Genomic DNA, 19,544 nt, shown 5'->3' on the forward strand with positions numbered 1-19,544 from the left:
AAACCCGCCGACGACCAGATCGACGGGTTGAAACTGTTCGGCCCTGCGTTGCCGCAGAACCGGGGCCTGTAAGACCGGAGGCTCAGCGGGCAGCTCAGCGCTTCTTGGGCGCCAGCACCATGATCATCTGGCGGCCTTCGAGCTTGGGCATGTGCTCCACCACCGCCACATCCGCCAGTTCATCGCGGATGCGTTCCAGCATGCGCATACCGATGTCCTGGTGGGTGATTTCGCGGCCGCGATAGCGCAGCGTGACCTTGCCCTTGTCGCCGTCTTCAGCAATGAAGCGGCGCAGATTGCGCATCTTGATCTGGTAGTCGCCTTCGTCCGTACCCGGGCGGAATTTGACTTCCTTGACCTCGATGACCTTCTGCTTGGCCTTGGCTTCCGCTGCGCGCTTCTGCTCCTGGTACTTGAACTTGCCGTAATCCATCAGCCGGCAGACCGGCGGAGTGGCTGTGGCGGCGATTTCGACCAGATCGACGTCCAGCTCACCAGCCATACGAAGCGCTTCCTGAATGCTCACGATGCCGATGGGCTCGTTTTCAGGACCATTCAGACGGACTTCAGGGGCGATGATTTCACGGTTCAGCCGATGCTTACGCTCGGGAATCGCACGACGGTCAGCAAAAGTAGCGATGGTGGTTACCTTTCAGCGGGCCTTGGCAGGGCCCGGATGATCAACAAAAAGCAAAGCGCGCCCGACTCAGGCCTTCTCAGCGATGGTGGAAGACAGCTTTGCAGCGAAGTCTTCCAGCGACATCACCCCCAGGTCCTGGTTGCCACGGGCGCGCACTGCAACAGCCCCGTTCGCCTTCTCTTTGTCGCCAACGACGAGGATGAACGGAGTCTTTTGCAGGGAATGCTCGCGGATTTTATACGTGATCTTTTCGTTCCGCAAATCGGCCTGGACCCTAACCCCTTGTTTTTGCAGCGTTTTCACAATTTCACTGACGTAATCCGCTTGCGCATCAGTGATATTGGCCACAACCACCTGGGTCGGCGCCAGCCAAACCGGCAGCGCACCGGCATGTTGTTCGATCAGGATACCGATGAAACGCTCCAGCGAACCGACGATGGCGCGGTGCAACATCACGGGGGTGTGACGCTCGCCATCCTCGGCCACGTACTCGGCGCCCAGGCGCCCCGGCATCGAGAAATCGACCTGCATGGTGCCGCACTGCCACTGGCGGCCGATGGCGTCCTTCAGGGTGTATTCGATCTTCGGGCCGTAGAAGGCGCCGTCGCCCGGGGCGATGATGAACTCCACACCGGAGGCGCGCAGCGACTCCATCAGGGCGAATTCCGCCTTGTCCCAGACCTCATCGGAACCGATGCGTGCCTCCGGCCGCGTCGCCACCTTGTAGATGATGTCGGTGAAGCCGAAGTCCTTGTAGACCTTCTGCAGCAGCGCGGTGTAGGCCACGCATTCAGCCAGGATCTGGTCTTCGGTACAGAAGATGTGGCCATCGTCCTGGGTAAAGCCGCGCACCCGCATGATGCCGTGCAGGCCGCCGGTCGGCTCATTGCGGTGGCATTGGCCGAACTCACCAAAACGCAGCGGCAGGTCGCGGTAGCTCTTGATGCCGTGCTTGAAGATCAGGATGTGCCCCGGGCAGTTCATCGGCTTGAGCGCGTAGTCGCGCTTTTCCGATTCGGTCGTGAACATGTTGTCGCGATACTTCTCCCAGTGGCCGGTGGCCTCCCAGAGCGACTTGTCCAGCAGTTGCGGGCCCTTGACCTCCTGATAGCCGTTGTCACGGTAGACACGGCGCATGTACTGCTCCACCTCCTGCCAGACCGTCCAGCCCTTGGGATGCCAGAACACCACGCCGGGCGCGTGTTCGTCGATGTGGAACAGGTCCAGGTCCTTGCCGATCTTGCGGTGGTCGCGCTTTTCGGCCTCTTCCAGCATGCGCAGGTAGGCCTGCAGGTCATCCTTGCTGGCCCAGGCGGTGCCATAGATGCGCTGCAGCTGTTCATTGCGATGGTCGCCGCGCCAGTAGGCGCCGGCCACCTTCATCAGCTTGAAATGCTTGAGCTTGCCGGTGGACGGTACGTGCGGGCCGCGGCAAAGATCGGTGAAACCGCCTTCGGCATACAGCGACACGTCCTCGTTGGCCGGGATGCTGGCAATGATCTCGGCCTTGTAGGCTTCACCAATGCCCTTGAAATAGCTCACGGCCTCGTCGCGCGGCAGCACCGAACGCACCACCTTCTCATCCTTCTTGGCCAGCTCGGTCATCTTGGCTTCGATGGCGGCCAGATCCTCCGGCGTGAAAGGACGCTTGTACGAGAAGTCGTAGTAGAAGCCATTCTCGATGACCGGGCCGATGGTGACCTGCGCCTCGGGGAACAGTTCCTTGACCGCATAAGCCAGCAAGTGGGCGGTGGAGTGACGGATCACCTCCAGACCGTCCGGATCCTTCTCGGTGATGATGGCCAGCGGCAGGTCGCGGTCGATCAGATAGCTGGTGTCCACCAGCTTGGCCTCGTCGCCCGTGCCCACACGGCCGGCCAGTGCGGCCTTGGCCAGGCCCGCACCAATGGAGGCGGCCACTTCCGCCACCGTCACCGGTTGGGGGAATTCACGCTTGGAACCGTCAGGCAGTTGGATGGAAATCATGAAAATTGCTCCAGAAAACAAAAAAGCGCGGCCACTTGCCGCGCTTTTTCTGGGGGCTGCCCGGGGTGAGCAGCGATGAAAGACGTGAGCGAGCCGCGGCCGACTAAACCTTCGTGGTGGAGGTAGTAGTTCGCGGTGTCATAACCAATACGCCTTTCCCGGTCCTTATCGAAAGAGATGAGAGGTAGCCGAACGACAGGGTCGCCTCGCTACGGATGTCTGGGGGCCGCCCTTTATCGCCCTTTATCGGCCTTAATCGGCCTCAGCCGCCTTCAATCGCCTTCAACTTCAACTGGTTGGTTGCCCAACCGTGTTGAAAAGACTCGCTGAAAACATGCGCCAGGGCGGCCTGCTCGTTAATGATAACCGAGCCGCTGAAGCCGCGGCCTGCCCGCCCGAGCAAATCCCTGGGACGACGCGTCACAACGGCAACACCTCCAGGCTGGGCCGGGCACAGGCAGCCTGCAACTCTTCCCGCAGCCGCTCGGCCTCGGCCACCGCCTTGAGCCAGTCCCGGGCGCGGCGGCCGACATCATCGCCGTAGAACTTGAAGTCGTTGCGGTCCGGCAACTTGCTGTTGGGCAAGGTCTTCACCCAGTCGGGATGGGGCGTCAGCAGCACCACGTTGTCCAGGAAGGCGCTGGGGCGATGGCGATGGCGCAGAGCCTTGTCCAGCCAGCCCGGAATGACCTGGCGCTGGAAATGCGGGTACAGCACCAGGCCGTCGCCGACCATCGCGGCATAGTTCAGGTGGAGGTGGTAGTCCGTGATGCCACCGTCCCAGTAAGCGCCGGCCGGTGCCCCGGCGATGTCGTGCACCGCCAGCAGCCAGAACGGGATAGAGCAACTGGCCAGCACACTGGGCAGCAGGTTGGCGCTGTCCAGGGCCACTTGCCGGCTGCGGTAGTCGTGCAGCGGCATCGGCAGCGGCGCACGTGGATCGGAAAACACCACCCGCTCCAGCCAGGTGCCCATGGCTCGCCGCGACACCGCATTGGTGGCAAACGCGCCCAGGTAGCCCAGCGGTGTCCGCCAACGGCTCTCGCGCCCCAGCACATGGCGCCCCCGGGAGGTGAACACATGCAGCCGGTAGAGCGGATGGTTCAGCACCTCCGCCTCGCGCCCGCCAAACACCTCGTTCAGCTTGCCCATGAACTGCCGCGACACCGTCTCCGGCAGCGGTTGCTTGCCCGGCTCGGTGTCGTAAGTCTGGTGCGCGTAGTCGTGGGCCAGTCGGGCGAATTCATCGCGGGTCTGGCTGGCGGTGCGGGCCACACAGGCCGTCGCCATGCGCCAGGCACCGATGGACGCCCCCAGCAGATGCACCGGCTGACCGGCCGCCGGCAGGAACTCGCCAAAGATGAACTGGTCCAGCGGGTTGAGGATCAGCCCCTTGGGGCCGCCTGCCGCGCCCGGCACCACATGGACATCCTCGGCGCGCAAGCCACGATCCCGCAGGCGCGCACGCGCCTTGGGGCCAGCCAGGATCTGCAATGCCTGCATCAGCGGATCATCCTTTCTCGGTGCGCCGGCCTGATGGGATGCCGGGTCGCAGGGGGGTCAGAGCTTCATGTCCATGGACACGCCCAGCCAGGTGCGCGTGCGGCGCTCCACATAGCCGTAGTCGCTCCCCACCGCGGTGAGCGTCTGCGTGTCCAACGGGGCCAGATTATTGGCCGAGAGCCGCATCGAGGTACTGGGGGAGAAAGTCCATTGTGCGAATAGATCCAGCGACCGGGTGCGCGAGGTCTCCAGCGTTTGCCGGTTGGTCTGGCGGGTGATGTAGCCGGGCGTGAAGCTCAGATTGGCACCGGTGGTCAGCGGCAGGCCAGTGAAGCGGTAGTCGATGCCCAGGTTGCCCATCCAGGGCTGCTGCTGGTCCAGGCGGTTGTCCGGGCCGGACACTGCCTTCACACGCGACCGGTAAACGCTCAGCGAGCTGCGCAGGTTGAGCGCCGTCTTCGGGTCGAACACCCAGGGCAGCAATTCACCCGCGCGGCCCTTCAGTTCCACCTCCACGCCCGAGGTCTGCGCACGGGAGAAGTTGGTGGGTCGCAGTACGTAACGGGGCACCGGCACCAGCGCCGACGCGGGTTCCAGCGTGGTGACGTTGCGGATCAGGTTGTTGATGTTGCGATGGAAGAAGCCCAGGCTGAAGAGCCCGCCGCCGGCCAGGTAATGCTCATACGCCACATCCAGGCCGGTGGCCAGCTCCGGCTTCAGGGCCGGGTTGCCAACGCGGTCGGGTGAGAGCTCGTCGTTGGTCTCGGTCTCCAGCTGGTATTTGCTGTTGAGGGTGTAGCGGCCCATCAGCTGGGTCAGCTCCGGCGCCTTGTAGCTGCGGGTGAGGCTGCCCCGGATGATGTCTTTGCCCTTGGGGTCGATCTTGTAGTTGAGGTGCCACAGCGGGGTGAGCACGCTGCTGACATTACGCACGTCCACATCAATGCCGCGGCTGGTGCTGACAATGCGTTCCTGGCGCAGGCCGAAGTAGGTGGACCACTGCGGGTTGATTTCCCATTCGTCCTGGATATAGAAGGCCTGGCGCTGGATACGGGCGCCGAAGTCCTCGCCGTTGAGCGAAGCCAGTTGGGGCTCCCCATCCACCAGCGTGGTGCGGGTTTCCGTACGGCGGCGCCATTCCAGGTCCCAACCGACGGTCACGGTGTGATCGTCCCCCAGCAACTGGCTGTATTTGCCGGCCTGGGTGTAGCTGCGGTCCTTGTTGCCGCCCAAGGCGTCGATGGGCAGGTCCGGATCGTAGGTGTGGTTGTTGAAGCTGCTGCGCGCGTCCTGGATGCCCGCCTTCAGTTCCACCTTTTGCGTGTCGGTGAAGCGGTTGTTCCATTGCAGATTGCCGCGCAGCATCTGCCAGGTCCCGTCGTTGTCCGAATCCTGGTCGAGCTGCGGGGTGTTGTAGACCGCGTCCGGCCTGGTGCGGACATCAGTGCTCCACCAACCCTTCTGGGCAAAGCCCTGGAAGCTCAGGGTCTGGTCGTCATTGATGCGCCAGTTCACGCGCGGCGAGCTGTTGAACCCATGCCCATAGTTCAGCTGGTTGCCATGCTGCGAGGCCACCACCGGCTGGTCGTTTTCATCGGTGCCGGGCCGCGCCGCATTCAAGACGCTGCGCGCGCGCCACTGAAAACCCGACAGCGGCAGCGAGAGTGACACCGGGCCCAGCCGCTCACCCAGAGTGAAGGTGGCATTGGCCACCGGATGGTCGTTGGTGTAGACCATGCCCAGGCGCAGGTCGCGCTGGCTGGCCCGAGGCGCTTCCTTCAGGATGATGTTGATGGCCCCCGCCACCGCCTGCGCGCTCTGGTCGGCGGTGGGGCCCTTGGTGACCTCGATGCGTTCCACCTGGGCAGGGTCCAGCTGGTCCAGCTTGAAGCCGGGAGGCGCAGGGTCGCCATTGAGGAGGATCAGCGTGTAACCCGACCCCAGCCCCCGCATGCGCGGCGACCCATCGGCCACATTCACCCCGGGCAAGCGCTTGAGCACATCGGCCACGTTGGTGTCGCCGAATTTGTCCAGTTCCTCGCGGCCATAGATCTGCTTGGCCACCGGCGCGCGGCGACGGAGTTCGGTGTCACTCTGCTGGCGGCCTGTAATCTCGACCCGGTCCAGACGGCGTGACGGCGACTCCGCCCCGGGCGCACCCGTGACGTCCTGCGCCCGCGCGGGGGCTGACGACACCATCAGCAGGCCCAGCGCCGCCAGCAGCGGGACGCCACCAAGGCCGGTCGACAGGGGAGAAACAAACGAGCGGACCGGGGCCAGGCCACGGTCGAAAAGGCTGTGATTCAAGCGGAGCTCCGCAGTGTGCAGTCGATAGAGACGCATGGCCGGCCTCCTACCCACCCCTCCCCTGCGCGGCCTCTGCTCTTGGGGCAGAGGGCCACTCCTTCTGGGGGTCCGAGCTCGGACGACTGCCACGATGGGCGGATGATGGCAGGAATGTGTGACCGTGCTGAAGGTCAGTGGCATGCTTCAGACACAGCGCTTTGTCGAGTGCCGCTGCCGTGATTTTCTGGGCGGTTCGCTGGGGCCCCGGAAAGAGAAACGCCGCCCGTTGGGGCGGCGCTCAGGTCTCCCCAGCGGCGGAAGGCATCTCCGCCGGACTGGAGCCGGGTGTCAGCGCTTCAGCTTGGCGAACGCTGCGGCCATGGCATTGCCCACCGGCGCAGCTTGGCGATCCCCGCCACCCTGCCGGGCCCCGCCGCCCTGGCGTTCATTGCGGGCAGGCGGGCGGAAGCTGTTGTCCGGCTTGCTGCCGGCGCGCGGCGCCGGGGCCTCCAGCTTCATGGTCAGCGAGATGCGCTTGCGGGCCATGTCCACTTCCAGCACCTTCACCTTGACGATGTCGCCGGTCTTGACCACTTCGCGAGCGTCGTTGACGAACTTGTTGGACAGCTGGCTCACATGCACCAGGCCGTCCTGATGCACCCCCAGATCGACAAAGGCACCGAACTGAGCCACGTTGGACACCGTGCCTTCCAGCACCATGCCTTCCTTGAGGTCCTTCAGGTCTTCCACGCCGTCGTTGAAGCGCGCCACCTTGAAGTCCGGGCGCGGGTCACGACCCGGCTTTTCCAGCTCGGCGAGGATGTCCTTGACGGTGATGGCGCCAAAACGCTCGTCGGCAAAGGCTTCGGGCTTGAGCGTGCGGATGACGTCGCTCTTGCCCATCAGGTCATGGATGGGGCGCGACACCTGGGTCAGGATGCGTTGCACCACCGGATAGGTCTCGGGGTGGACGCCGCTCATGTCCAGCGGATTGTCGCCATCGCGGATGCGCAGGAAGCCGGCCGCCTGTTCAAAGGTCTTGGGGCCGAGGCCGCTCACATCCAGCAGTTGCTGACGGTTGCGGAAGGCGCCGTTGGCATCGCGCCAGCGCACGATGGCATTGGCCACGCTGCCCGACAGGCCGGACACCCGCGACAGCAACGGTGCGGACGCCGTGTTCAGGTCCACCCCCACCGAGTTCACGCAGTCTTCCACCACCGCATCCAGCGTGCGGGCGAGTTCACTCTGGTTGACATCGTGCTGATACTGCCCCACACCAATCGACTTGGGGTCGATCTTGACCAGCTCGGCCAGCGGATCCTGCAGGCGCCGGGCAATGGAAACGGCACCGCGCAACGACACGTCCAGCTCCGGCAATTCCTTGGAGGCGAACTCCGAGGCGGAATACACCGAGGCGCCGGCCTCGCTGACCACCACCTTCTGGATCTCGGCTGCGGGTGCGCCTTGCGCCTGGGACAGCATCTGCTGGATGCGCTTGATGAGGTCGGCGGCCAGCTTGTCGGTCTCGCGGGAGGCCGTGCCGTTGCCGATGGCGATCAGGTTCACCCCGTGGGTGGCGCACAGGCGACCGAGGGTGTGGATGGAACCTTCCCAATCGCGCTTGGGTTCATGCGGATAGACCGTGGCGGTGTCCAGCACACGGCCGGTGTCGCTCACCACGGCCACCTTCACGCCGGTGCGGATGCCGGGGTCCAGGCCCATCACCACGCGCTTGCCGGCCGGTGCGGCCAGCAGCAGATCGCGCAGGTTCTCGGCGAAGACCTTGGTGGCCACCTTCTCGGCCTCCTCCCGCAGGCGCGAGAACAGGTCACGCTCCAGGCTGAGGGAGAGCTTGACCTTCCAGGTCCAGGCGATGGTCTTGCGCAGGAGGTCGTCGCAGGCGCGCTTGGTGTGCGTCCAACCCAGATGGCGGGCGATGCGGCCTTCGGCCATGGTCGGCTGGCCGGGGACCACTTCCTCATCCAGCACCAGCTTGGCATCCAGGAATTCCTGCGTGCGGCCACGGAAGACAGCCAGGGCCCGATGTGAGGGCACGGTGCGGATCGGTTCGGCGTAATCGAAATAGTCGCGGAACTTGGCGATGTCCGGATTGTTTTCGTCCTTGCCGTCCATCAGCTTGGACTTGAACAGACCTTCTTCCCACAGCCATTCACGCAGCTTGCCGATCAGCGCGGCGTCTTCGGCCCAGCGTTCGGACAGGATGTCGCGAACGCCATCGAGCACCGCATAAGCGTCTGCGAATCCGGCCTCGGCGTTGAGGCATTTGGCGGCCTCCGCCATGGGGTCCAGCGTGGGGTCCGCAAACAGCTGATCCGCCAGCGGCTCCAGGCCGGCTTCGCGGGCGATCATGCCTTTGGTGCGGCGCTTGGGCTTGTAGGGCAGGTAGAGGTCTTCCAGCTCCTGCTTGGTGGGTGCAGCGGAGATGGCGGCGGCCAGTTCGGGCGTGAGTTTGCCCTGCTCTTCGATGCTTTTGAGCACTGCTTCGCGGCGCTCTTCCAGTTCACGCAGGTAGGCCAAGCGGACTTCGAGTTCACGCAGCTGGGCGTCGTCCAGGCCGTCGGTGGCTTCCTTGCGGTAACGCGCAATGAAGGGCACGGTCGCTCCTCCATCCAGCAGTTCCACAGCGGCATTGACCTGTGCCGGGCGGACGTTCAGCTCGGCGGCAATCTGAAGAAGGATTTTGTCCAAGACAACTACAGGCCCAGGGGCCAAAACAGCGAAACGGAAAGTATAGGGCCCCCGATGGACTCGCCTTGGGCGAGCCCATTCGCCCCGCTCTACCGGATCGATCTCCCGGATCGATCTGCCGGATCGATCGCCCGGATCGATCTCCGTATCGGCATGCGCCGGACCGGTCACCCAGTTTCAGGAGGGGCCGCCGCTCCCACACCGACCTCCTGCCCCCCCCCCTTGCCGACACGCAACACACGCTGCGCCCCGGCAATCGTTTCGGGCCGGTGCGCGATGACCAGCCGGGTGAGCGGGAGGCGCGCCAAAGCCGTCGTGATCTTTCGTTCCAGCTCCACGTCCAAATGGCTGGTGGCTTCGTCCATGGCCAGCAGGCGCGGCTGCTTGTAAATGGCCCTGGCGAGAAGAATTCGCTGCCGTTGCCCACCCGAGAGGCCGGCCCCAAGGTCACCCACCAGCGTCTGGTAGCCCATCGGCATGCCGACGATGTCTTCATGCACCTGCACCCAACGCGCGCTGGCTTGCACACGCTCCAAGTCCGGCTGCAAATCAAAAAATGAAATGTTCTCCGCAATGGACCCGGTCAGCAGCACATCCTCTTGCATCACCGTCCCGACCACCCTTCGATAATTCCGTGCGCCGAGATGTCCGATCCGTTGTCCACCAAAAAGAACTTCACCCTCGCTCGGCTCCAGCAATCCCAAGGCAATCTTCAGCAGCGTGGTCTTGCCGCGCACCGTTCGGCGTGCCCCATCAACTGACGCAGTGTGGCGCCCTTCAGCGACACCCCACAGAGCCGCCGCAACGCCTGCAAGTCTTGGAACCGCCCGTGTGCAGCGGAGATCATCGCCAGGCAGGCCAGCCCGCATTCCCCGGCCTCCGACTGCAGAGTGAGATGTATCACTTTGGCCGCTTGAGAAAGCCCATCCAGGTTGTACCAGCGAGATAACCAAGGGCAATCATGAAAGCTTTATAGATGGCCAAGAATAACCCGAAGCGATCGACCAAAAAACAAAGATTCACAGAGAAGATAACCAATAAAAATGTCGTTAGTCGCCACATGTTTTGACAACCGAACATCTCCGATGCGAATCGGACCATGATGTAAACAAATAAGCACGAATTAATTACGGTCTGCAGGTCTATAGACAGATTCATAATGAAAGGAGGGGCGCGCCCCTCTCGTTATAAATTTTTATTTCGTGGCTGTGGGCTTCTGAACCCAGCGGCCTCCGCCTCCAGCGAAACTGGAAAACACACCGGTTGCTACGGCGCTCCCCCACATGCCTACGCCCCCGTAGAATCCAGCTACACCGCCAAGAATGGCGCCCGCTACGATCTGTCCGGCATTACCACCCGAGTGCCATGGTCCGTAACCGCCGACTATCGCTCCCGCAATTGCTCCGGCCACCAGCAAACCGCCTGCCACCTCTTCAAGTTGGTCTTCAGCCAAAATTTCCATAGTTTCTTCCTTTCTTCTCCTCAGCCGAAAAGCGTTCGGCCCGCATCAGCTTGACGTCGCCATGGGCGCTGGAAACAAATTCGTGAATATGGACAATTGAAATTCATGCAGTGCTCTAGCTGCGGAGCCCTTCAGAAAAGGAGAAAGGCGCAATACGGGTTCAAACAGCCACTCCTATACTGCACGGCGATCCTGAATCACATCCCCCTCCAAACTCATCCCCGGGCGTAACGGCCGCATTTCGCCATACGTATTGACGAATTGCTTTTCCAATTCCACGGTGATCCGGTAGAGCGGCTCATTGCTTTGTGCCGACGTCAGCAGAGCCTGCGTCTGCCCGGGAGGGAGGTCCGGCGGTGCAAGCGGGGTTTGACTGATCGAAATGACCGTGCCGCGTGACATGCCAAACTTTTGGTAGGGATACGCGGCGTAGCGCAGCCACACCGTCTGCCCCGGCTGCACGAACCCAGCCGTTCGGCTCGGTGCATAAAGCTGGGCCTCCAGAAGACCACGGCCCGTTGCGCTGCGGGTGGCCGACGCCGTTGGATGGCCGGGGGGTTGATCTGGCGTCCCGTTGGCAATGAGGCTCATGAACGTCTGACCTGGCTGCACCGATTCACCCGCGTGCAACACAATCCCGCTGACAACGCCGTCCTGCGGCGCAGTGATCACCACGCCGCCTCTCGCTTCGTTCTCATGGGCCTCCTGCGCCAAAGTGGCCAAAAGACTGTTCAACTGAGCATGCCGGGTGGCAGCAGTACTCTTGCCAGTACGCGCCTCCGATTGCAGGTTGCGGATGTCACGTCGCAGTGACTCGATGCTTCGCTCCGCGCTGCGTTCACGCAGTTGAAGGTCCAGTAGCTCTTGGAGCTTCTCCTGACTCTGGGCCAGTGAAGCAAATCCATCACGCGCCAGTTCTTCAAAACGAGCGTGGTTTTTGAGCGCCAGTTGTGTGCGTCTGCGAAGCGTCGATACATCGGCCTCCAGATGGGCCACTTCTTCGCGCATGCTCTGAAGCCGCTCCCCTAGCGCGTCTTCACGCTCCCGCGATTGCTGCTCAAGCAGTGTGCGTTCCATCGTGACCGCTTCCCGTCGCTGCGTGATGGACTGCGCCACCAATGCCGTGGCGTCACCGTGCTCCAGCTGTCTGGGGTTGTTCAGCCTCAAAAGGGCCTGGCCGGATTGGACGTGCTGCCCCTCGCTGACCCACAGTGCCGCCACCGTCCCGGCGTGCGGCGCGTTCACACGAACCAGCCCCTCGCTCGGGAGAAGCAATCCGCTCAGACGTGCCTTCCGAGTGACCTGCCCGGTGAATGCAAACACGATCAGCGCAATGACCAGCAGCAGGGCCGCACCTGCCACCCATTCAAATCTCGGAAGTCGGGCCAAAGAGGCGCGCCCCAGCCAAGGGTTGGCTCGGGCTTCCAATACTTCCGAACGAAACAACTGACGGTTGATCACCAGCCCTCTCCCTACACCGGTTGTGCCGTCACAGCTCGACGTCGTGTACGACACGTCCCTATGTGGCTTCACCTGCGCAACTGTTCGCGAGGAAGAGAAAAAATCAGCTCATTGCAGTGGGTGAAGACCCAAGAATTTGCATTTGCAAAACAGCCGTTCGCCGGCAATACCCGACGGAATCAAGGGGCACGATCTCATGAGCAGCAAGCAAAAAAAGGGCGACCTCGGGTCGCCCTCTTATCGCGCGCCTCTTGCACGCCTCTTGCACGCCTCTTGCACGCCTCTCGCACGCCTCTTGCTGAGCTCTTGCCCGGCTTTCCAGCCGCGCTCCCTAGGCACTCAAGCAGCCGCCGCGACCAGGGCCTGTGAACACTACACCTTCGGTGCCTCCCGACACCACGCCGCCGCCCCCTCGCCCGCCACCACACCACTGGCCATGGCCGCCGTCAGCAGGTAGCCACCGGTCGGCGCTTCCCAATCCAGCATTTCGCCGGCCGAAAAAACACCGGGACGGCGCTTCAGCATCAGACGCTCATCCAGCGACTCCAGGCACACACCGCCCGCCGTGCTGATGGCCTCGGCCACCGGCCGTGGCGCGGTCAGACGCAATGGCAACGCCTTGATGGTACGGGCCAGGGTGGCGGCATCTGCATGCTGCGCCTTGTCCAGCACCTCATGCAGCAGCGCGGCCTTCAGCCCGTCCAGGTTGAGCCGGCTCTTGAGGTGGGACGACATGGAGCGCGACCCCCGCGGATAGGCCACCTGCTCCAGCACCCAGTTCGCCTCACGGCCCGGCAACAGGTCCAGGTGGATCAGCGCCTCGCCCTGCGTCTCGATGACATCGCGGATCAGCGCCGAAGCGGCATACACCAGCGACCCTTCGATGCCGGTGGCCGTCACCACAAACTCCCCCTGACGCGCGAATTGCCGTCCGTCCGGCGATGACACGCTCAGGGCCACAGGCTTGATCGGCTGGCCGGCAAACTTGTCGACAAAGAACGGCGTCCACCCCGGCGCGTTCTCGCCAAGCCGGCGCACGCCCAGATCAAATCCGCAATTCGCCGCTCGCAATTCCCGCACCTGCGCACCGGTGCCGCTCACCAGTGGCACCCAGCGGCCGTCCGACCCCAGTTGAGGCCAGGAGGCCCCACCCAGCGCCAGCACCACCGCATCCCCCTGCCACACGGACTCGCCCTCCGGCCCCTGGAAGCGGCAGCGTCCGTCGTCCGTCCAGCCCAGCCAGCGGTGGCGCATGTGCAGCCGCACGCCCTGCCCACGCAGGCGGTGCAGCCATGCGCGCAACAGCGGCGCCGCCTTGAGGTCTTTGGGGAACACACGGCCGGACGTACCCACAAAGGTTTCCACGCCCAGTTCGGCCGCCCAGGCCCGCAAGGCCTCGCCATCGAATCGGTCGAGCCAATGCCCCACCGCCGACTGGCGTTCGAAATAGCGTTCGTCAAAACGCGGGCGCGTCTCCGAATGCGTCAGGTTGAGACCGCCCTTGCCAGCCAGCAGGAACTTGCGACCGACCGACGCCATGGCATCAAAGAGATCAACCGACACACCGGCCATGGCCAGGCGCTCGGCAGCCATCAGCCCGGCGGGGCCGCCGCCGATGACCAGCACACGGCCTGAAGCGCTGCCAGTCGCAGCGTCAGGCACGGAAGAAGAGGAAGAGAGGGAGGTAGCGTTGTGATCGGGCATGTTGAGACCCGGCGCAAAACTCCATCAACTTCTGGGCGCCGGGCTGGCAGTGTGCCAGACCCCGGCGCCCACCGGGGCGCCTCAGGCCTCGCGCAGCGCCTTGCGCAGGCTGGCACCAATCTCCGGGCGATCCTTGAACGGATCCGTCGGGTTGCGCCCCTGCATCACATCCTCCAGCCGTGTCTGCACGCCCTGCAGAGCCTGCGGGTGGCTGAAGATGTAGAAGCGGTCTTCATCCATCGCGTCAAATACCAGACGCGCCACATCGGCTGCGCTGAGCTTGCCGGAGGACACGGCCTTGTCCGTCTGCGCCTGGGAGATCAGCTGGCTGCGGGTGGGCTTATCGGCACTCAGGGTCTGTGGACGATTGCGGTGGCTTTGTGTGATGCCGGTCGGCACGAAGAACGGGCACAGCACCGAGCACCGCACCTGCTCAGTGACCAGTGACAGGTCCTGATAGAGCGTTTCGCTGAGCGACACCACCGCGTGCTTGGAGACGTTGTAGACGCCCATGTTGGGCGGATTCAGCATGCCCGCCATCGACGACGTGTTGACGATGTGTCCCTGCCAGGTCGGGTCCTTCTGCGCCGCCTCCAGCATCATGGGCGTGAACAGGCGCACGCCATGCACCACACCCATCAGGTTGACGCCCAGCACCCATTCCCAGTCGTTGAGCGTGTTCTCCCAGATCAGCCCGCCGGCGCCCACACCGGCATTGTTGAAGACGAAGTTCGGCGCACCAAAGCGCTCCTGCACCGCTGCCGCCAGCGCCTGCATCTCGTCGGCCTTGGCGACATCCACACGGCGCGCCAGCACGGAATGGGCCGAGAACTCCTGCGCGGCACGATCCAGCGCATCCTGCTGCACATCACACAGCACCAGGTTCATGCCGCGGCTGGCCGCGATGCGAGCCACCTCCAGGCCAAAGCCGGAGCCGGCGCCGGTGATGACGGCCGTCTTTCCCTGATAGTCCTTCATGCGCGTGTCTCCTCTTTCTTGAGCATGTAGCCGATGCGCGGAAAGTGCACCTGCACCCGCCCGGCCCGCTCGTCCTCGCGGGCCAGGGTCACACTGTGCGTGTCCAGGCCCACCAGGGTGCCAGTGACGGCATCACGGGCATAGTCAGCGGGCGTGACGCTGATCCGCTCACCCGCCTCGAAACCCAGACCCTGCTGCACCTGCAGGGTCTGCGGCGTGCTGGACCGCGCCAGGGCAATGGCCGCCTCGCCATCCAGCTTGCCGGCACGTTCGCCGTGACCCACGGCGGCCACCCGCGACATCCAGGTTTTCAGCAGCTCATGGGGTGCCAGGATGTCGGCCAGAGCGCCCGCCCGGGAGACAAACCACAGCGGGTGATAGACGCTCAGATCCGCCACGCTCGGCTCCGTCCCCAGCAACCAGGGGCGTCCATCACGCAGCATGTCGGACACCCAGTCCAGATAGCGATGCAGCGCCGCGCCTGCATCCGGGCCACTGACGCGCGGTGTGCCTTCCGACATGGCGCGCCGGTCCGCGACAAAGGCTTTAAAGGCCTCGGGCGGCACGCCTTCAAACAGCGCGGCCAGGCCGGGCGGCTGCATGGCGTAGGGCAAAACCGTCCAGAACAGATCCGTGTCCGCCCATTGCGCCAGCACACGCGCCTGGCCCGCCACTGCCGCAGGGAAGAGGCTGGGTGTGGGGGACAAGCGCTCCAGCACCTCGGCCATCAGGGCGGTGTCGCAGTAGATGTCCGCGCCGATCTGAAGAAAGGGGGTGCGCCGGTAGCCACCGGTCAGCGCCACCACATCAGGCTTGGGCAGCACCATCGGCACCGTGACCGATCGCCAGGCCAGGCCCTTGAGGCCCATCATCAGACGGGCCTTTTCGGCAAAGGGCGAGGCCCCGTAGTGATGCAGGATCAAGTCGCTCATCCATGTCTCCTTGATGGGGCCGCGCCGATCTGATGCCGGCTGCGGCGGGGTGTGAGCTGCGGTGTCGCTCAGCCAGCCGCTTCGCGACGCATATCGATGTGGGGAATGCCGTCTTCGTCGTAGACGTCCGAGATCGCGACGAAACCGAAGCTGCCGTAGAAGTCGCGCAGATGCGCCTGGGCGCCGAGTTCGATGGTGGACGCGGGCCAGAGCCGGGCGCAGGCGGCCAGCGCCTCCTGCATCAGCGGACGTCCCAGGCCGGTCCCGCGGGCGGCTGGCGCGGTCAGGACCCGGCCGATGCGGGCCGCACCGCTGTCATCCACAGCGCCAGGGGCCAGCAGCCGTGCATACGCCAGCAGTTGGCTCCCCTCGCCCAGGGCCTGCAGATGCCAGGCGTCTTCGTCCAGGCCGTCCGGGTCGAGATAGATGCATTGCTGCTCCACCACAAACACTTCCGAACGCAGCTTCATCATGCGGTAGAGCGCGCGAGGTGTCATGGCCTCCATCAGCTCGCAGCGCCAGAGCGGGGACGTCATCAGATCAGTTTCACCAGTTGCTTGCCGAAGTTCTTGCCCTTGAGCAGGCCCAGGAAGGCCTCGGGGGCACTGTCCAGGCCCTGCGCCACGGTCTCGCGGTACTTGAGCTTGCCGGTGGCCACCAAAGTGCCCAGTTCCTTGAGCGCTTCCGGCCACACGTCCATGTGCTCAGAGACAATGAAACCTTCTACCTTCATGCGGTTGACCAGAATCAGCTGCGGCGCCGACATCGGAATCGGGTCTCCGTTGTAGCCGGCGATCATGCCGCACATGGCCACACGGCTGAAGGCATTCGCGCGCACCATCACCGCATCGAGAATCATGCCGCCGACGTTCTCGAAGTAGCCATCGATGCCATTCGGGCATGCGGCCTTCAGCGCTGCTGCCAGGGACTTCACGTCCTTGTGCTGCTTGTAGTCGATGCAGGCATCAAAGCCCAGTTCTTCCACCACATAGCGGCACTTCTCGGCGCCTCCGGCCAGGCCCACCGCGCGGGCCCCCCGCACCTTGGCCAATTGCCCCACCGCGCCACCCACCGCCCCACTGGCCGCGCTCACCACGACGGTTTCGCCAGCCTTGGGGTTGATGATCTTCACCAGGCCATACCAGCCGGTCACCCCTGGCATGCCAACGGCCCCCAGATAGGCCGACAACGGCACATGCGTGGTGTCCACCTTCTGCAGCACGCCGCGCTGCTGGCCGTCCACCACCTGGTATTCCTGCCAGCCGCCCATGCCCACCACCTTGTCGCCCACGGCAAAGTGAGTGTTCCGAGAGGCCACCACTTCACCGACGGTGCCACCGATCATCACCTGGTTGAGTGGCTGCGGGTCGGCATAGCTCTTGCTGTCGCTCATGCGGCCCCGCATGTAAGGGTCCAGGCTCAGATAGTGATTGCGCACCAGCACCTGACCGTCTGCCAGTTCCGGCACCGGCGTCTCCACCAACTTGAAGTTGTCCACGGTGGGTTCACCGCTCGGTCGGGACGCCAGTTGGATCTGACGATTGATCTGGTTCATGACGATCTCCTTTTTGCACAGGGCCAGCACCCCAGACCTCTGACACGGTCCGGCCTCGGCGACTGGCCAATCGAGGGGATTGAACCACGTTGCAACAGGCTGACAACGTCGCTCGGGTGACAAAAAGATGGAGGCGTTCGAATGTCGATCTACCGATATTTGTCAAGCTTGGGTGCGATGAACAGCCTGATCTGGAACTCGCGAGATTGTCAAACGACTACCGACTTAAACCTCACATGACAAGCTCCGATGAAACTCCTCAGCACCCTTCAAGCGCGCCTGGCCCATTGGGGCCATCGCGAAGCCCATGCCCACCGAGCCGTTCAAGACCCGGGCCTGAAGGCCTGGCTGGGTTGCAAGCCTGCGGGTCGGCAGGATGCGGCCAAAGCGTTGGCGGCGGACCTGCAGCAGGCGCTGACGCATGGCAGCCGCAGCCTCGATTTGTCGCGCCACTCGCCGCAACTGATGGCCAGCCTGCCGACCGGCTGCGTGCAGAGCCTGCGGCCCATGCTGGATCAACTGACCTTGCCTCGGGGTTGCGATGTGGCGGAAGTGGTGCGCTGGGCCGGCCATCTGGATCTTCGCGCCTTGAGCGTGCACGATGTGCGTCCCGCCCAGTCGCTGCGTGACAAGGAGCTGCCGCCCCGTCTGCAGCTCCTCCACTGCGATGCGGATCTGATGACGCCTGTGGATCGCCTCACCACAGCACGCCTGATGGATACAAGGTCTCAAGCGCTCTCGGAGTCCCCGGCGCTGCAGCGCCACGGCGTTTTGAGCGCCTCGGGCGCACCGGCGCCGCGCGAGCTGGGGTCGTGGGTGAACGCCCAAGCTGTGGTGGATCGCTGCATGGCGGCCCGCAGCGCGGACCATGGCCAGATGCCTTCAAAGGCCCAAGCCCTGACGTCCCAGGAAGCCTCCCAATTGCTGGACCTGTTGCGCTCCGTGCCGACGGAGCTACTGCCGGTGCGGGGCCGCATGGCCTGCCATCTGGCGTGTGAATGGCTGGCACACGGAGCCCTGGCCGAACTGACGCTCGAACAGGCCCGCCAACTGGACACTGCCCTGTCTCAGGCCCGCCTGGCGTTTGTCCTTCCTTCGGCGCACGGGCCCCGCGTTGCGGATGCGAAGGACATGAGCAAGTTGCAGTTGCTGCGTGAATGGGAAGACAAAGGCCCCACCGCCCAGGACCGACGCATCCGTGAGGCCGGTTTTGAACGCGACCTGTTGCTGGGACATCACCGGATGGTCGAGTATTTCAAGAGCCTTCAATTGCCCGGGGCCCAGGCCACGCCGGCAGGTCTGTTCGCACCGCACCGGTCGCCACCGGCCCTGATGCGAGCCCCTGCTGCTGCCCCCGTGGCTGCCGCCATGGCCGTCCCCACAGCGGCAAAGGCCCCCGCGCGCGTGGCTGGCCCGATCGGCGCCCGCACGGCCGTAGACGCACCCGCCACCTTCGCCACCTCCGGCGCTGCGGCATCGCCGCGCACGCTCAAGCGCTGGCAGACCGATGAGCAGGGCTACATGACCCTGCGATCGGTGCAACGCGCCGCCCAGGCGCCAGCGTCCGCATCCGCATCGGCATCGGCATCGGCATCGGCATCGTCCATCCCGGCGGAGCCCCACCCGGTTGGACCACAGGCAGAGCGACCGGTTGAAGGAGAAGTGCTGTATGACACGCTTCCGCCTGGCCCCGCCCGCGTGGAGCCACGCACCCGCAATGCAAGCCCCCTGGCGGCTCGTGTCATGTCGCCCCGTACGCTCGCCTCTCTCGCCCCCTCTGCGAGTCAGTCGCTCACTGCCGCAGCCAATGACGCCGCCCCCCGGGACGCCGCCCTCTACGACGTCCCGCCCCCAAGGCCCCGGGCCACTGCGGCGGCCCAGGCCGCCGCCTCGGGCCGGGTCAGCCCGTTCAAAGCCGTCGCCCAGCCGCAGGCCAGCGATGTCCGCCGCTCGCCAACACACGTGCCAGTCGGCGAGCTGGAACATGCGAAGCTGCAGCTCAAGCCCTACCTGGCGTGGATCAGCGCCCCGCAGACCTCCCTGATGCAACGCATGAACGTCTCCGCCGCCCAGCTCGCAGCCCTGGGGCGGCTGGTGCAACAGTTTCAGTTGTCCTCATCGCTGAACGCGGCCCAGAAGCGGGCGATGGAAGGCAGCACCTGGGTGATGGAGCGTGTCCGGTCGGGTCGAGCGACCAGCCTGTCGCGGTCCGATGTGTCCCTGCTGGCTGCGGCAGTGAGCGTCCTGGGGCAGTTGCCGGCGGATGAGACCGCACCAGCCTTGCCTGCGCGCACCTCCCGCACTGAACGCCGCACCGCCGGTTCCTGA

At 64.4% G+C, this 19,544-nt stretch carries 14 protein-coding genes and 1 pseudogene; 1 reads left to right on the plus strand and 14 read right to left on the minus strand.

The window, feature by feature from the left end:
* Positions 1–94: 94 nt before the first annotated feature.
* From infC to OU995_RS25545, 14 genes and pseudogenes are all read right to left on the minus strand, one after another.
* Positions 95–640, minus strand: a complete 546-nt coding sequence (gene infC, locus OU995_RS25490; protein WP_267836381.1) for a translation initiation factor IF-3 — start codon at positions 638–640, stop codon at positions 95–97.
* Positions 641–706: 66 nt separating this feature from the next.
* A complete protein-coding gene (gene thrS, locus OU995_RS25495) occupies positions 707–2,626 on the minus strand; it encodes a threonine--tRNA ligase (protein ID WP_267832968.1) in 1,920 nt (639 codons plus the stop codon).
* Between the two features lie 420 nt (positions 2,627–3,046).
* Entirely contained in the window at positions 3,047–4,129 is a 1,083-nt protein-coding gene (locus tag OU995_RS25500; RefSeq protein WP_267832969.1) for a patatin-like phospholipase family protein, read from the minus strand.
* 57 nt (positions 4,130–4,186) lie between these two features.
* Positions 4,187–6,436, minus strand: a complete 2,250-nt coding sequence (locus tag OU995_RS25505; RefSeq protein ID WP_267832970.1) for a TonB-dependent receptor plug domain-containing protein — start codon at positions 6,434–6,436, stop codon at positions 4,187–4,189.
* Between the two features lie 327 nt (positions 6,437–6,763).
* Positions 6,764–9,124, minus strand: coding sequence for a Tex family protein (locus OU995_RS25510; RefSeq protein WP_267832971.1), 2,361 nt, complete (start codon positions 9,122–9,124; stop codon positions 6,764–6,766).
* Between the two features lie 167 nt (positions 9,125–9,291).
* On the minus strand, positions 9,292–9,861 hold the full coding sequence (locus OU995_RS25515) for an ATP-binding cassette domain-containing protein (protein WP_267832972.1): 570 nt from the start codon (positions 9,859–9,861) through the stop codon (positions 9,292–9,294).
* A complete protein-coding gene (locus tag OU995_RS27635) occupies positions 9,837–9,971 on the minus strand; it encodes a hypothetical protein (RefSeq protein ID WP_420714904.1) in 135 nt (44 codons plus the stop codon). The genes OU995_RS25515 and OU995_RS27635 overlap by 25 nt, the downstream gene beginning before the upstream one ends.
* 789 nt (positions 9,972–10,760) lie before the next feature.
* Positions 10,761–11,663: an HlyD family secretion protein gene (locus tag OU995_RS25520; protein WP_267832973.1), complete on the minus strand. Its 903-nt coding sequence runs from the start codon at positions 11,661–11,663 to the stop codon at positions 10,761–10,763.
* 78 nt (positions 11,664–11,741) lie between these two features.
* Positions 11,742–12,119 (minus strand): annotated as a pseudogene (locus OU995_RS27640) (biotin/lipoyl-binding protein); the annotation flags it as partial.
* A gap of 300 nt (positions 12,120–12,419) precedes the next feature.
* The gene (locus tag OU995_RS25525) at positions 12,420–13,751 is read right to left on the minus strand and encodes an NAD(P)/FAD-dependent oxidoreductase (RefSeq protein ID WP_267832974.1); all 1,332 of its coding nucleotides are present in this window, start codon (positions 13,749–13,751) and stop codon (positions 12,420–12,422) included.
* 81 nt (positions 13,752–13,832) lie between these two features.
* Positions 13,833–14,729, minus strand: coding sequence for an SDR family oxidoreductase (locus tag OU995_RS25530; protein ID WP_267832975.1), 897 nt, complete (start codon positions 14,727–14,729; stop codon positions 13,833–13,835).
* Complete coding sequence (locus OU995_RS25535; protein ID WP_267832976.1) at positions 14,726–15,661, minus strand: glutathione S-transferase family protein; 936 nt, start codon at positions 15,659–15,661, stop codon at positions 14,726–14,728. Before OU995_RS25535 ends, OU995_RS25530 begins: the two co-directional genes overlap by 4 nt.
* A 68-nt stretch (positions 15,662–15,729) precedes the next feature.
* Complete coding sequence (locus OU995_RS25540) at positions 15,730–16,197, minus strand: GNAT family N-acetyltransferase (RefSeq protein ID WP_267832977.1); 468 nt, start codon at positions 16,195–16,197, stop codon at positions 15,730–15,732.
* Positions 16,197–17,216, minus strand: coding sequence for an NADP-dependent oxidoreductase (locus tag OU995_RS25545; protein ID WP_267832978.1), 1,020 nt, complete (start codon positions 17,214–17,216; stop codon positions 16,197–16,199). Before OU995_RS25545 ends, OU995_RS25540 begins: the two co-directional genes overlap by 1 nt.
* Before the next feature lie 249 nt (positions 17,217–17,465).
* Here OU995_RS25545 and OU995_RS25550 point away from each other — a divergent pair, with 249 nt between their 5' ends.
* On the plus strand, positions 17,466–19,544 hold the full coding sequence (locus tag OU995_RS25550; protein ID WP_267832979.1) for a hypothetical protein: 2,079 nt from the start codon (positions 17,466–17,468) through the stop codon (positions 19,542–19,544).

Source organism: Roseateles sp. SL47, assembly GCF_026625885.1.
In the GTDB taxonomy this organism is placed as follows: Bacteria; Pseudomonadota; Gammaproteobacteria; order Burkholderiales; family Burkholderiaceae_C; genus Roseateles.